Below are 14427 nucleotides of genomic sequence, written 5' to 3' on the forward strand. Positions count from 1 at the left end.
CCCTCCCTACTTGCTGTAATCGAAAAATCCTTTTCCTGATTTTTTGCCCAGGTAACCGGCATCCACCATCTTGACGAGCAGCGGGCAGGGCCGAAACTTCGGATCCTTGTAGCTGTCCTGCAGAACTAGCAGCGAATTAAGAATGGTGTCCAGACCGATCAGATCACATGTAGCAAGCGGCCCCATTTTGTGGCCGAAGCCCAGGCGGAAAATCTTATCAACATCCTTCGGCTCTGCGACTCCATCCTGCACGGTCCAAACGCATTCGTTAATCGTCAGCATGAGGACTCGATTCGTTACGAAACCGGGAAAATCATTAACCACTACCGGGACTTTATCGAACGATTTTAAAAACTCCTCCCCGCAGGCAACGGTCTCGTCCGATGTATGCTCGCCCCGGATGACTTCGACCAGTTCCTTCATCGGGACGGGGTTCATGAAATGCATGCCGATGACATTCTCCGGTCTTGGCATTAACGAGCCAACCTTCGTAATGGAAATGCAGCTTGTGTTAACGGCATAGGTGGTTTGTAAGGCGCACACCTCGGACAGTTCCGTAAACACCGCCTTTTTCAGTTCCCATTCTTCTGTCACGTTCTCAATAACAAACTGGACGCGTGCGAAGTCATCATAAGCCGTGGTAAAGGTAATCCGGGACAGAAGGTCCTCCACGGTAAGCTGTTTCGCCTGAGGCTTGACCAGCTTTAATAGCCGGAAATCTGTCTTAATTTTCTCCTTAGCTTGATGCAAGACATCTTCGTTAATATCTTTGAGCACCACTTCGTATCCATAGCAAGCCAGATCCAAAGCAACGTCACTGCCCATTACACCCGCACCGACTACTCCGACGGTTCGTATCATGAATTCACGACTCCTTTTTGGTGGACATTAGCTCAACAGAGCTGCTTAGCACATCGTTGATGAGCGACACTACTTGCTCGGTATGTTCGTTTATGAAGAAGTGACCTCCTTCGAATTCATAAAGTTGACAGTCTCGGCTGCCATATGCGGACCACTCCATCAGATTGATGCCTTCTGTCGCTTTATCCTCTTTTCCGTTAAGCACGGATATATCACAGGGAATAAGCTCCTCTCTGCTCTTAAAGCAATGCGTTTCCACCAGTTCCAGATCTCTCCGCAGACCTGGCAAAAACAGTCTCAACAGCTCCTCACGTTCAAACACTTCATCCTCGGTTCCGCCAAGCAGCTTAATTTCTTGCTGCAGCCTTGCATCAGATAGCAGATGCAGTGTAAGATTCCGGCGGGCGTGAGGGGGATAGGTCCCCGAGACGAATAAATGGATGGGTTCGCGCCCCTTCTTCTTCCTTACGGCGTGCGCCAGTTCGTAAGCGACGAGGGCTCCCATGCTATGGCCGAAGAAAGCAAAATCAGCTTCGTCCAGTTGGGGTTCCAAATATCCGTATAAATCCTCAATCATTTCGTCCATGCTGCCGTAATGAGGTTCGAGTAATCTTCTTCCCCTGCCAGCCAGTTCAACGGGATGCAGTTCAATATGGCCGTGCAAATGGCGTTTCCATCTCATATAGTTGGTAGCGGAACCTCCGGCGTAGGGCAGGCAGAACAGCTTGCATTTCATTTAGATCACCTCCTCTGCAGGAGCTGGAAGAATCAGCCCGGAACGTCGTTTCACGGATGGAAACAACCAGACTGCAAGAAAGAACAGGAACGCGATTCCGACGAATAGATAGAGTGCATAGACGAGCCAGATGATCGTGGAAGGCGACCATACTGCGACTACAGCAAGCGGAAGACCTGCAAATGCAGCCTCAAGCAGCAGACCGATCCCCCACAAGCAGACTCCGGTCAGCACAAGCGCAGCTCCAAGGCCGATGAGCCTTCTTCCTTGGGGCGGAACGAAAATGCGCCGCTGACGACGTAATTGTCCGGGAATACCGATGGCCTTACCTGCCAGTACAATCATGAAAATGCTGATGAGACTAAGCGAGATCATCGCAATCCGATCAAGCTGCGGATAGAAATCCGCTTCAGGGGGTGGAAGCTCTTGCTCCCGCAGCAGGCTCATCAGACCTTGGCCGATATGAAACGTATAGGCTGAGTTGATGTTGGCGAGTACTCCTACGCCGAGCTGCTCTTGCGGACGAATGATGAAATAGGACGAGAAATTGGGATTAGAGCCTTGGTGCGAGAGTTCTTTGCCGTCCGGCGTTACAAACCACCCCGAGGCATAGTAGGTTCCGTTGGCGTCCGGCCCTACGCTCGTATCGGGTATATGGGAACGTTCGATGATGATCCGGTCCGGCTCAGAGATACTCTTCGTCCCGAGCTGGAGCAGCAGCCACTGTCCAATATCGTCAGCACTGGAGATTAAGTAACCGGCGGGCGTGTTTCCCCTGTAATCGGGCGCTTCATATAGACGAGGCGAACCGAATCCAATCTTATATCCCCTGGCGAGCCGCTGTGGGTCCTTCAGTTGGGCCGCAGGCACCGTGTTGTTCATACCAAGCCGCTGCAGCAACCCCGACATGTAATCCTCATACGACATACCGGATACTTCCTGGATGACCAGCCCCAGAACATCATAATTAATGGTGGCATATTGATACTTATCTCCGGGAGGGGCGTCCAGCGCCGTACCCGATAATGCCCGTACAGTCAGTTCCAATGCCTGCTCTTCGGAACTGATCGGGATGGAAGCTAGCGAAGCGAAAGGCACGCCACTCGTATGGTGCAGCAGTTGGGCCAGCGTCACCTTGGCCGGCTGCCCTCGATAGATTAGCGAGAGCCACGGAATATAGCGGGTGACCGGATCGTCAAGGCTAAGCGCGTCTTCACGCTCCAGTTCTAACAAGGCCAGGCCTGTGAATGCTTTGGAAGTCGATCCCAATTCAAATAATGTAGTGTTTGTTGCCGGAATCCCCAATGCACTATCGGCTAGCCCGAATCCCTTCGTATAAACCACCTGATCCCCGCTTACAACTACAACTGCGGCTCCCGGGCTTTGCGCCTTCACCAGTTGTGCCTGCACGAATTGGTCGATGGCAATCTCATCTATATTCGGCTGTTTTTGCGTAGAAGGGGCTCCGCCTTCGGCGGCTGCAGCTGGTGGACTGACTAGCAGCAGTATCATCAGTACGTAGAAAACAAGTTTCTTTACCACGATTGTCCGCCCCTTTATGAATTGAAGAGTACGTCAAGTTCTTCTTGTGCGAGCTTGACAGTCTCAAAATCAGAGGGCGTAAAATCAGTCTGTCCCCTGTCTGAGCCTAACTGAATAACTTCAGCCAGCCGCTGCATAAAAACTTGGATAAACGCGTCCATTGTATCCCGGCTGAACATAGCCTTGCTGTATGTCATGCGGACCTGGAGCCTCTTATCCGTAATCATGGCTACCACATCGACCAAACAGGACAACCTGTTGCTCGGGCATGTATCTCTTCCGGTATCGTCCCCGGCAATGGCGAGCACGGGGCTGTGTAAATGATTATCGATTTCGCCCATATAATTGAAACGGAGCAGGTTGCATCCCGTCTTCGGAATGCTGCCGGAACCGTATGCCAAGATACCATAGTCGATTCCTTTGTTTGGAATGGAGCGAAGCTGGCCCTTTATGCTCTTGATGATTCCCGCTGTTCTGGTTTCAGTCATCTGGAGATTAACGGGATACAGCGAAGTGAACCACCCGATGGTTCTGGATACATCCATGTTCTCGAACAGCTCTTCGCGTCCATGTCCCTCTAATTCGATCGTGATTTTCTTCTTGCCGGTAATTTCGCTCACGGCCATGGCCAGCGAGGCGATCAGCAAATCGCTCGTTTGAGTTCGGAAAGCGGTATTCGCCTCCCCCAGCAGCCTGCTCGTCTCCTGCTCTGAGAGCTCCCGGACCAGCGTGCCGCATACGGCAATCCGGTCGTCATTCGAAGGGTAATCAGCATCCAGGCTGTCTTCTACGTTCTCTAAGACCGAATACCAGTAGTCAAGGTGTTCCAGCGCCTTCTCGGAGCCGTAAGCATCAATAGCATCTGACCAAGTTTGAATGGAATGCGTCTTATTCGGCAGGGGCCAAACCGAGCCGGTCAAAACCGCTTGCAGCAGCCGGTCCAAGTCTTCCAGCATAATTCGCCAGGAGACTCCATCTACAATCAAATGATGTGCTGTCAGCAAAAGACGCTGTCCCTGATCTCCTTCATCAAATGTAAGAGCTTTGAATAGAAGGCCCTGTCCGAGCCGTACACTTGCTTTGAAAGATTCGGCTTGTTTCTTCAGAGCCGCAGCCCGCTCTTCCTTCGGAATGCTGGTCAGGTCGAAGCGGGCAAGCTCCACGTCCCCGCGTCCTACCGTCCGGTACACCATGCGCCCTTGAGTTTCAACAGCCTGCAGCCTCAAGGTGTCATGGTGGCCGATTAATGCAAATAACGCATCGTGAAGCTGATCTGTTGTTATTGCCGGAGTTAGGCGAAGCAATACAGACTGCGCGTAGTAATGAGGATTGTTCCATTGTTTTGAAAAAAACCATGATGTAATCGGCAGTGGCTTAACTTCCCCGTAACTCAGCCCCTGCTCGATCGGAGCAGCCGTGTTTAGCTCAATAAATGCAGCCAGTTCTCGGATAACGGGATAACTCATAATTTGCTGCACCTTTAGCTGATAACCGGCCGCCTTGATTTTAGATACAATTTGTATTGCCTTGATAGAGTCACCGCCGAGCCGGTAAAAATTATCCTGAACCGTTATTTCATCCCTGCGGAGTACATCCTTGAATATATTCATTAACAGCGCTTCAACTTGACTGTTCCTTCCGGTCTCACTTGTTTCGAGGTACTGTTCCGGAGCCGGCAGAAGGCGCCGGTCCACTTTACCGTTCGGAGTAAGCGGCAATTGATCAAGACGGACAAAGTAAGCCGGTATCATATACGAGGGCAGTATCTCTGCTAGCTTCATCCTCAGCTCCAGAGCCGTAAGATGTCCCGTTGCGACGTAATAAGCGGCAAGCTGCTGCTGTCCGTCTTCTCCGATGCGGTCAATGACGACGGCTTCTTCAATGCCGTTCATTTCAAGCAGCTGATGCTCGATTTCTCCCATTTCAATGCGGTACCCTTTAATTTTGACCTGATGATCGATCCGGCCTAAATATACGATGCTGCCACTATCGTGGCGTACGGCCAAGTCGCCCGTCCGATACATCCTATTGCCCGTAAGGAATGGGTTGGGCAGAAACCGGTCTTGAGTCAGCTCCTCCCTGTGCAAGTAACCCCGGGCCACTCCGGCCCCGGATATATATATTTCGCCGATCGATCCGTCTGGGACCGGCTCCAGCTGCCGATCCAGCAAATAAATCTGCACATTGTCAATGGGCTGTCCGATCGGAACGGATACCCCTTCGTCGCTCGCCGGATCATACCGGTAAATCATGCAGCCGACTACGGTCTCGGTCGGTCCGTACTCATTGAGGATTTCAATCCCGCCCCGACTGTGTTCATGGATGTCACGAGCCAGCGAGCATTTCAAATCTTCACCGCCCACAATGAATGTCCGAACCATATATTGGCTGAAATCCATGTCTCTGATGAGTGCCAGATGAGCCGGCGTCAGCTTGATAACTGTGGCCTTGTTGTCTTCCACAATACGTTTAACTATAAAGTCGCTCCCGTCATCTTCGTAGATTTCGATACGGCTGCCGCTAATTAACGGCGTAAAGATAGAGGTCACGGTCAGATCGAAAGCAATGGAAGAGTACAGCGCAAATACATCATTTTGCGAGCGGATATACGTCTTGCCAGCCCACCAGATGTAGTTCACCAGCCCCCTGTGTTCGATCATCGCACCTTTGGGATTGCCTGTTGATCCTGAGGTATAGATGATATAAACCAAATCATCTGGCGTAATCATAGCAGGCAAATTATGCCCGTCCTTGTTGTACAGACGTTCATCATTGAGTGCAAGAACCTCACCGTTGTAAGAAAGCTGCTCCCATTCCTTGCCATGGGTCAGCAGCAGGGAAGCTCCGCTATCCCTCAGAATATACTCGATCCGTTCTTTGGGATATTCGGGATCAATCGGCAGATATGCCATTCCAGCCTTGATTACCGCCCAGATCCCAACAACGATGGACAGAGAGTGGCGGCCCATGATAGCTGCCGGGGTGTGAGGGCTTATCCCTCTCTCCAGCAGTGTTCGTGCGAGCCGATTGGCGCGTTCATTCAGTTCGCCGTAAGTAAGCGATTGTCCCATGCATGAAACAGCAATGCGTTCAGAATTCCGCTCGACTTGTTCTTCGAACAGCTGCAAGATCGTTTGATGCGAGGGATATTCGCAATCTGTTGTGTTGTACGTATATAGAAGCTTCGTACGCTCTTCCGGCAGAAGCAGCTGCAAATCATGAAGTGCGGCATCGGGACGGCTCAGGACTTGATCGGTTAAATATAGAAGACGGCTATGTAGTTCATCGATTTGCTTCTCCGTGTAGTCGCCTTCTTTATAATCGAAGTACAGCTCCAGTTCTTCATTCGAAGACCATTCGGTTACGATGAGCTGCAAGGAATACAGCTGGTTGCCGTTATTCACTTCAATTTGCTGCATTTTCCAACCAGGACCGAAGTTCCGGTCGAATGCCGTATTATAATAGTTCACGCACACTTGAAATAATTGGTCCAATCCCCGCTGCTGAAGCTGAAGATCCTGTACGAGCAAGTTGTAAGGATATTTCTGATGGAAATAGCATTGAATGAGTTCTTGGTTGACGTTATGTATGAACGATGAGAAGGACATCTCATGCTTGATGTCAATGAGAAAGGGCATCGTGCTGGTAAACATACCAAATGTATTTTTTTCTTTGGCCCCCGTACGATTCAATACAGGAGTGCCTATCAGGAGACGGTTTTGTTGATTCGCTTTGTGGAGATAAAGGAGCATCGTTGCTACAAAAAAGGTATTCAACGAAATACGATGGGTTTGTGCAAAGTCGCGGATGGCATCGGAAGCAGACTGGCTTACTAAGAACTTTTTGCGGTTGCCTGCGATGCCGATTGATGTAGTATGCAAATCAATGTCATGGATGTGATCAAATTTATGATTCCAATAGCTTTGATTTTTCATAAAACGAGGGGATGATAAATACTTTTGCTCTTGTTCAATGTAATCCAGGTAGGTAGGTCGGGGTTCCTGAGGAACTTCCTCCCCCTGCATCAATTTCGTATAAATCTGATTGATGTGCGTCGTCATCAATTGAAAAGACCAGCCGTCCGAAATAATATGGTGGAATTTCGTAAGATACGCGCTTTCTGTGTCGCTAATTCTAACAAGTACAAAATCATACAATTGTTCTCCATCCAGTGGGAGCGGTTTGGAAAACTCGGCACTCACCCAGGCATCCACATCCGATTCTTGGGCAATAAAATCGATAAACGGGAACGTTTTCCTGCGGTATTCCATCACCGTCTGCTGCACCGAACCGTCCTGTTCGACTAACCGCATACGGACGGCATCATTGAGCCGAATGAAATGATTAATGGCTTCCTCCAGCAAGGAAAAATCGACGGGGCCGTAAATTTTAATGAGTCCTCCGATGTTATGTATGCTCGTACCCGAGTATATATTTTCTACATACCAAATTCGTTTTTGCGGATGTGTCAGTGGATAGAGTTGGCATGTCTTCATAGAAATAACCTCCAATCGGAATAAGTTACGGATACTAGGAAACCACCCGAGGGTCCAGTGCATTCAAAACGGTTCCCAGTATTCGTTTTTCACTTTCCATGATGTGAGTCATCTCGCTCAATCCTTGCTTCAACATGCATTCGTCTCCGGTTAAGGCGTATTTCATCAACAAATGACGCAAAGCATATGCCTGCTCTTCTATTGGCCGGAAGCATTCTGTAAAATCCGGTGAAAGAAGTCCCTGATTACATAAATACTGGATCCGCAGCCCCATCATTTTCTTGTGTTCCCACAGAATGTGGATGGGCCGGATATCACGTTTACGAACAAGTACGGGCATATTGTGAATTAGTGCAGCATAAACATCGACACCGAATGCCGCCTCCAGTGGATTCGCCGTTCCCCGGTTGCGCAAGGAAATATTGCTGCCCGCCAAATATTCTTCCAGGGATTCTTTGATAAACGCTGCATCTAGCCAGTAGCTTCCCGATTTATTGAACTTGTAAAGGTAGATTTGTTCTTCATAGTTGTCCGTCCATTCGAGGTTTTGGAACCCTTGCTCCATTTCATGGTACGGCACCACGGTCTTCTGAAACTGCATTTCTTCATCGTAGCCGAGAACAAGAAACGTCCTTCTCGCATCATCGTAACCGTAAACCAGAATATCGTGAGCATAATGAGTATGTTGATAGACTCGTCTACGAGGGATATAGAACTCATCCACATGAAGAGAGATCGTATAGTTTGAACGGATACTGTTTATCAGAAATTCGATGATTCCAGGCGGTGAATCGAGCACGCATTCGCGCTCCAGCTTTTGTGTAATCAGCCAGGGACAGCGAATAAAATCTTCTCCGTAAAAGGTCATAGGCACTGAGCGTGAAGCGGCCTCTCCGTCAAGATCCTGATGACAATAGAGGTGGATGAAATTGCTGTAAAACCAAGGCAGCGCTTCATTTCGTGTAAGTACCGTACATAGGGGATATGCCAGATACTGATATCCGACAAGAGGCGGGATACTCAATTCCAGTTCCTTGCTACCCAAATCAATACTCACTTCTTTCTCGTTTGTTAATTTTTTGTAAAATAATGAAGCATTATATGAGTTTACCTAAAAATAATATAATAACTAATATATGTAATTCATACTCCCATAGATGTATTTTATTGTCAATATCTATTAAGATTTTTCATTTATACTTTTTTGTCGCCAAGTTATTCAACTCGAAAACAGCCGATCAGCTACAGGATTCGACAGGACCCGACCTGTTTCTGAACTATGAAAATAGTCCTACTTAATGAAGATATTCTGAAAACGTCCATCCATCCTTCTTCCCACGTACCCTAACAAATAGAGTAGAAACAGGAGCCTTGCTTCTAGGCTGAAACAGATTATTACAAGCTGTAAGGAGAGATTAACCCCATCTGGCAAGTCGCTCAGAGTAAAACAACAAAAGGCACCTTCCTCCGAAAAGGAAAGTGCCCTATATCTCAGTCATTAAAACTATATATAACAGCTTTACTTCTGACTTGCCGCAATAGCTTGTTTCAGATCGTATAGGATATCATCGATAGACTCGGTCCCGATCGACAGACGCAGCAATTCCGGATTTACGCCCGCCGTAAGCTGCTCGTCTTCCGTCATCTGCTGATGCGTCGTGCTGGCCGGATGAATGATAAGCGACTTGGAATCCCCAACGTTAGCCAAGTGGGAGAACAGCTTCACATTCTCGATCACCTTCTGACCTGCCGCTGCCCCGCCTTTGATTCCGAAGGTCAGGATAGCGCCTTGGCCCTTCGGCAGGTACTTCTTCGCCAGCTCATGCGAAAGGTGACTCGGCAGCCCTGCATAGCTCACCCATTCCACAGCCTCGTGACTCTCCAAATACTTGGCAACCTTCAGCGCATTCTCGCTATGGCGCTCAACGCGAAGATGCAGCGTTTCCAGCCCTTGCAGCAGCAGCCAGGAATTAAACGGAGACAGCGATGCGCCAATATCCCGCAGCAGCTGTACGCGCGCTTTGATAATATAAGCAATCGGGCCTACTGCCTCCGTATACACAACGCCATGATAGCTTGGATCCGGCTCCGTCAATCCAGGGAACTTATTGTTTGCCGTCCAATCGAATTTACCGCTATCAACAATAACCCCGCCGATGGAGGTCCCATGACCGCCGATGAATTTGGTCGCAGAATGAACGACGATATCTGCTCCATATTCTATCGGTCGCAGCAAATACGGGCTTGGAAAGGTGTTGTCTACGATAAGCGGAATGCCGTTCTCATGCGCGATGGCCGCAACAGCTTCCACATCCAGCACATTGCCCTGCGGATTGCCGATCGTTTCGGCAAACACGGCCTTTGTCTTGTCATTGATCGCTTTTCGGAAATTTTCCGGGTCCGTGGAATCCACGAAATGCACCTTGATGCCCAGCTTCGCAAGCGTATTGGAAAATAAATTATAAGTACCGCCATACAAGCTCGAGGAAGAAACAATTTCATCACCTGCGCCCGCAATGTTGAGAATGGAGAAGGTGATGGCTGCCTGCCCGGAAGATGTCGCCAGTGCACCGGCACCGCCTTCAAGCGCTGCAATCCGCTTCTCAAACACATCCGTGGTTGGGTTCATGATACGCGTGTAAATGTTGCCGAATTCTTTAAGCGCAAACAGATTCGCTGCGTGCTCACTGTCTTTAAACCCGTAGGAAGTCGTCTGATATAGAGGGACGGCGCGGGATAATGTGGTCGGATCAAGCTCCTGACCGGCGTGAACCGCTAAGGTTTCAATGGAAAATTGGCGTTCTTCTGACATGGGTGTTTCCTCCCTTTTCTTCATATGGAAAGTATTATGGCTTCATAATTTCTCCCATTCTCTCATACTTTCCCGCATTTGAAAAGAGTTATAACCAACTAATTACATCGGAATATTATTTATTCTGCATGCAGCTGGAAACCATCTTATTCCTCATCCGCTGCATACACCCTGCCCCATCCATATCCGGCTTCCGGGGACGTATCCTCCGGCATGCCCGGCAAGATTAAACCGCCGTCTATACGGAGATTGATCCCGGTAATGTAGGATGCCGCATCTGAGCAGAGCCAAGCAATCGCTTCCCCGATGTCCGACGGCGTGCCCAACCTTCCCAGCGGGATTTTTCTGCCGAGCGGCTCGTCCTCTGCCGATTGGTCCGGCTTGTGAACAGTCGCTCCCGGTGCCACGCAGTTTACGCGGATGCCATGCGGAGCCCACTCGAGCGCTAGCGATTGTGCGGCACGTATAAGCGCTGCCTTCATGCTGCCGTAAATGCTATCCTTGGGATAGGCTCTCTCTCCTCGGGAGGACGTGATGAAGATGATATTTCCCGGAATTCCCTGGGCGATCATCTCCCGGACAGCATATTTGCTAAGCAGCATCGGTGCTCGAAAATCGAGATGAACCGTCATGTCCAGCGCGTCCTCTTCAAGCTCCGTGAGCTCGTCATATAGGCCGATCCCCGCATTGTTCACCAACAGATCGATCCGGCCAAATTCCTCTATCGTCTTTCGTATCGTATTCTCCGCTTCACTGCGAACGGTCAAATCGCTTTGAATAATAAGAGGCGTCTTGCCATAGATATGACGAATATCCTCTGCTATGTCCACTATCCCATCTTTACTCGAATGGTAGGTCATCGCCAGCCGATATCCTTTTTCAGCCAAAACCTTGGCAATCCCCCGTCCAATTCCAGCTCCAGCGCCTGTCACCAACGCTACTTTCTCTATCCCTTGAATCCCTATGCTACCCATTCCTCTCGCTCCCTTCGAAATCCTGCATGTAGGCCACGATTACGCCGCTGTTCAACCTATACGCATACCGTGCCTACCCTTCCTTACCCTGTTCCGAAAGGGATGATTGGCTTTCGATAAATAAAGTGAGCACCGTTATTATAAATAAGTTGAATCCTTACTGAGGTTAAATACGTATTGAATATTAATATGATTTTCCATAAACGATAATCTTTAGGAGGGTGTACTCATGAATTCTGAGTGGTGGATTGTTGGAAGTATTCTAGTCGCCGGATTCCTGTTTATGATTCCCGTGCAGTACCGCTATATTGCAGCGTTAAAGAATGATCCCCGGAAGCGAGGGGTCGATCATGAAACGTATTACAACAAGATGTCGTTTCAAGAAGAACAACTCCATTACAGCACGCAATGGTGGTTTTGGCCTTCCACCATGGTTGCCTCGTGGATCTATAATTGGAGGCATAAGAACGGGAAAAAGGCCAAGTAGACTGCTGCTTCCAAGCGATGAAAACGCAAAAATCATCGCCCAAAATAAGGCGATGATTTTTCATGATCCGAGCTATACTCAGCCGCGTCTGGCTAAAGCGTTCATATGCAGGAAAAAGGTATCCTCCAGCGTAGGAGCCTTCTCCACAAATTCGGGACCCGGCTGCTTTTTCCCCATCAGCCTTACTCTCATGTGATGTTCCGTCATTTGAAAATGAATCAGCAGCTCCTGCGGTATCCGCTCGAAGGCTTCCAGATCGATTTCGCCTTCCCAGACGCTGGAGCTGGAGGCCACATTCAGTTTCCACTGGGTCGGTGAACCGATATACCGGATGCGACCGCGGTGTATCCATATCACGGTATCTACCGCCTCTTCCCACTCGTTCAGCTCATGGGCGGCCACGATCACCATTCGGCCCCTGGCGTATTTAGTCAAATACGTGATAAGGAATTTGCGTTCCTCAGCGTCCATGCCGTTTAAAGGCTCATCGAGGAATAGAAAAGAAGGTGAAGCCAGCAGCGCCTGCACGACGGCAATGCGCCGCTGCACCCCTTGTGACAAATTCTTGACCTTGCTCTTGCGGAAGGGCTCCAATCGAAAGTCCGTCATCAGCTTGTCAATGGCCTCAGGGTTATAGATGCCCTTTAATTCTGCCATATAGGTCAGTAGCTTGCCGACCTTCATATCCCCATACAGCTCGATATCCGCCGGGACATATCCGATTTGACTGCGGATCAACGGCAAATGATCTCCTGCCCTGCGCCCGCTGTACAGAATTTCGCCTGCATCGGGTGCCTGGAGCGTGGTCAACAGCTCAATCAGGGTGGTTTTCCCAGCCCCGTTCGCCCCGACGATAAGGTTCAGGCCGGAGTGAATCTCCGCTTTGTCGATTTCAAGCCGGTACGTACCCGCTTGGCGTTCCAGTCCTTCAAGCCTAATCATTCGCCATTCTCCAAGCTCCGTTCAGCTTCAAGCTGCGTCCGTAGGAAGAGACGAGCAGAATCACTCCGATAACAAGCAGGGCCACGTCCGTCATCATTTTACCGCTCATCGAAACGCCGTGATCCACGATTTGTCCCTGAATTACGATCCACATTCCGTAGACCAGGACGGCCGAGATCAGTGAGACAACCATGCCTTTGCGAAACAGCATATACATCGCAGCCCCTCCCGTCACCAGCAGAATTCCCATCCACTCCAGAATAAAGGGTAAGAATAAAAAGCGAGAGCTTTCCGCCTGGATGGATCGCAGCCCGAGCGCGAGGGTACTCAGCAAGGCCATTCCGATGACGATGCCGGTCACAAGCAGCAGACGGGTATACAACACAAGCGCCGGTGGATATGGGGTTAGGGTCTCCACAGCCCGCATTCCTTTATCCCAGGTTCGGCTGCTGAACAGCATCGATACAATCAGCAGCAAAGGGGTGATCAACGGGAAAATGCCGCCGGGCAATCCGGCAAACTGATCCAGTGGATACTCCGGATCGATCAGTAGAACCAACATGCAGAATACCGCGCCTGCTGTGAGCAGAATGGATCTTTGGTTCAATCGGATCTGACTCCGAAGAATCTGTTTTAATGAGGGCGGGTCGACCTGCGGATTAAAATCCAGCTTGGGGGACTCGGGCTCAATCCTGAGCTGATTGAACTCTCCCTGAAGAGACGCAATGAGCTGCGCCGTCTCATCCGGTGACGGCGATGGAAGAGCAGCGCGTCTGAGCGGGCCACGAAGCTCGTCTTCAAGTCTTCTCAATTCATTATCGAATGGATGATCCATGGAGGTACACCTCACTTTCTTTTACTTTGCTCTGCGAATCCGATTCTTCCGACTTGGAGCGGTTCCGAACCTGTTCCTGAGGGCTTTTCTCCCGTGTCCTTCGGGACGAACGGACGGGAACCAAATCAGAATGCTCCATCGATAATGTTTTCTTCAGCTTTCTCAAGCCGTTATATAAATGCGTTTTCACCGTACTTAGGGGGAGGTCGACCAGGTCGGCGATTTCCTGCAGCTTCAGATCATGAAAGAATCGAAGAGATATGACTTCCTGTTGTATATCAGGCAGGCTCTCCAGCGATGCTGCAATCTCCAGTGAGGTTTCCTGTCTTTCCACAAGTTCCTCCGCGCCGGGTGCAGGGTCGTATGCATCCGGCATCTCCTCACCCGCAAGACCTTCAGACCTATAAGATGCGCTTTTCCAATAATCCTTGCACATATTCAGAGCCACGCGGTAAAGCCAGGAGCGAACATGTTCCAGCGTGCCGTGCTGCTTCAGATGCCGAATGAGCCGGATAAACGTTTCCTGAACGATATCCTGGGCTTTTTGCCTATCGGCCAGCCTCTGGGTCGTATAACTGAGCAGCGGACCATGGTACCTCGTCACCAACATTTCAAACGCTTCCTGGTCGCCGGCAGCCATGCGTTCGGACAGCTGCTGATCGGAAATCATGCCTTCCCCCCCTTTCTATGTGCATTCTAATCTTCCCACTATATCTATTTCTCAATTATAACCGACCGTGTG

The 14427-nt window shown here is 49.8% G+C and carries 11 protein-coding genes; 1 reads left to right on the forward strand and 10 read right to left on the reverse strand.

Annotation, left to right across the window (positions count from 1 at the left end):
* Positions 1 to 6: 6 nt before the first annotated feature.
* From ACOZB4_RS22850 to ACOZB4_RS22880, 7 genes are all read right to left on the reverse strand, one after another.
* Complete coding sequence (locus ACOZB4_RS22850) at positions 7 to 861, reverse strand: 3-hydroxyacyl-CoA dehydrogenase family protein (protein ID WP_379406674.1); 855 nt, start codon at positions 859 to 861, stop codon at positions 7 to 9.
* 4 nt (positions 862 to 865) lie between these two features.
* Positions 866 to 1597, reverse strand: coding sequence for a thioesterase II family protein (locus tag ACOZB4_RS22855; protein ID WP_076325383.1), 732 nt, complete (start codon positions 1595 to 1597; stop codon positions 866 to 868).
* On the reverse strand, positions 1598 to 3139 hold the full coding sequence (locus ACOZB4_RS22860; RefSeq protein ID WP_379406673.1) for a serine hydrolase domain-containing protein: 1542 nt from the start codon (positions 3137 to 3139) through the stop codon (positions 1598 to 1600).
* 14 nt (positions 3140 to 3153) lie between these two features.
* Positions 3154 to 7635 carry an amino acid adenylation domain-containing protein gene (locus tag ACOZB4_RS22865; RefSeq protein ID WP_379406672.1) on the reverse strand — a complete coding sequence of 1494 codons (4482 nt, stop codon included), beginning with the start codon at positions 7633 to 7635 and terminating at the stop codon, positions 3154 to 3156.
* 34 nt (positions 7636 to 7669) lie between these two features.
* Positions 7670 to 8692, reverse strand: a complete 1023-nt coding sequence (locus ACOZB4_RS22870) for a hypothetical protein (protein ID WP_422759656.1) — start codon at positions 8690 to 8692, stop codon at positions 7670 to 7672.
* Positions 8693 to 9154: 462 nt separating this feature from the next.
* Positions 9155 to 10447, reverse strand: a complete 1293-nt coding sequence (locus ACOZB4_RS22875) for a homocysteine synthase (RefSeq protein ID WP_379406670.1) — start codon at positions 10445 to 10447, stop codon at positions 9155 to 9157.
* 146 nt (positions 10448 to 10593) lie between these two features.
* Positions 10594 to 11421, reverse strand: coding sequence for an SDR family NAD(P)-dependent oxidoreductase (locus tag ACOZB4_RS22880; protein ID WP_379406669.1), 828 nt, complete (start codon positions 11419 to 11421; stop codon positions 10594 to 10596).
* Positions 11422 to 11650: 229 nt separating this feature from the next.
* On the opposite strand from ACOZB4_RS22880, the gene ACOZB4_RS22885 reads away from it, so the two are divergent.
* Positions 11651 to 11908: a DUF3949 domain-containing protein gene (locus ACOZB4_RS22885; protein ID WP_379406668.1), complete on the forward strand. Its 258-nt coding sequence runs from the start codon at positions 11651 to 11653 to the stop codon at positions 11906 to 11908.
* A gap of 78 nt (positions 11909 to 11986) precedes the next feature.
* Here ACOZB4_RS22885 and ACOZB4_RS22890 read toward each other — a convergent pair whose 3' ends face one another.
* Genes ACOZB4_RS22890 through ACOZB4_RS22900 form a run of 3 tightly spaced genes read right to left on the reverse strand, consistent with a single transcriptional unit; the run spans position 11987 to position 14355 of the window.
* Complete coding sequence (locus ACOZB4_RS22890) at positions 11987 to 12850, reverse strand: ATP-binding cassette domain-containing protein (protein ID WP_379406667.1); 864 nt, start codon at positions 12848 to 12850, stop codon at positions 11987 to 11989.
* Positions 12843 to 13685: a hypothetical protein gene (locus tag ACOZB4_RS22895; RefSeq protein WP_379406666.1), complete on the reverse strand. Its 843-nt coding sequence runs from the start codon at positions 13683 to 13685 to the stop codon at positions 12843 to 12845. The genes ACOZB4_RS22890 and ACOZB4_RS22895 overlap by 8 nt, the downstream gene beginning before the upstream one ends.
* The gene (locus ACOZB4_RS22900) at positions 13666 to 14355 is read right to left on the reverse strand and encodes an RNA polymerase sigma factor (protein ID WP_076325374.1); all 690 of its coding nucleotides are present in this window, start codon (positions 14353 to 14355) and stop codon (positions 13666 to 13668) included. Before ACOZB4_RS22900 ends, ACOZB4_RS22895 begins: the two co-directional genes overlap by 20 nt.
* Between the last annotated feature and the right edge of the window lie 72 nt (positions 14356 to 14427).

This window comes from Paenibacillus sp. NPDC058898 (genome assembly GCF_049316025.1).
Taxonomy (GTDB): Bacteria; Bacillota; Bacilli; order Paenibacillales; family Paenibacillaceae; genus Paenibacillus_AQ.

Bases quoted from the DNA above. Each gene is read 5' to 3' on its own strand.
- ACOZB4_RS22855 (WP_076325383.1), bottom strand. From the start codon at position 1,597: ATGAAATGCAAGCTGTTCTGCCTGCCCTACGCCGGAGGTTCCGCTACC.
- ACOZB4_RS22900 (WP_076325374.1), bottom strand. From the start codon at position 14,355: ATGATTTCCGATCAGCAGCTGTCCGAACGCATGGCTGCCGGCGACCAG.
- ACOZB4_RS22875 (WP_379406670.1), bottom strand. From the start codon at position 10,447: ATGTCAGAAGAACGCCAATTTTCCATTGAAACCTTAGCGGTTCACGCC.
- ACOZB4_RS22865 (WP_379406672.1), bottom strand. From the start codon at position 7,635: ATGAAGACATGCCAACTCTATCCACTGACACATCCGCAAAAACGAATT.
- ACOZB4_RS22885 (WP_379406668.1), top strand. From the start codon at position 11,651: ATGAATTCTGAGTGGTGGATTGTTGGAAGTATTCTAGTCGCCGGATTC.
- ACOZB4_RS22880 (WP_379406669.1), bottom strand. From the start codon at position 11,421: ATGGGTAGCATAGGGATTCAAGGGATAGAGAAAGTAGCGTTGGTGACA.
- ACOZB4_RS22850 (WP_379406674.1), bottom strand. From the start codon at position 861: ATGATACGAACCGTCGGAGTAGTCGGTGCGGGTGTAATGGGCAGTGAC.
- ACOZB4_RS22890 (WP_379406667.1), bottom strand. From the start codon at position 12,850: ATGATTAGGCTTGAAGGACTGGAACGCCAAGCGGGTACGTACCGGCTT.
- ACOZB4_RS22895 (WP_379406666.1), bottom strand. From the start codon at position 13,685: ATGGATCATCCATTCGATAATGAATTGAGAAGACTTGAAGACGAGCTT.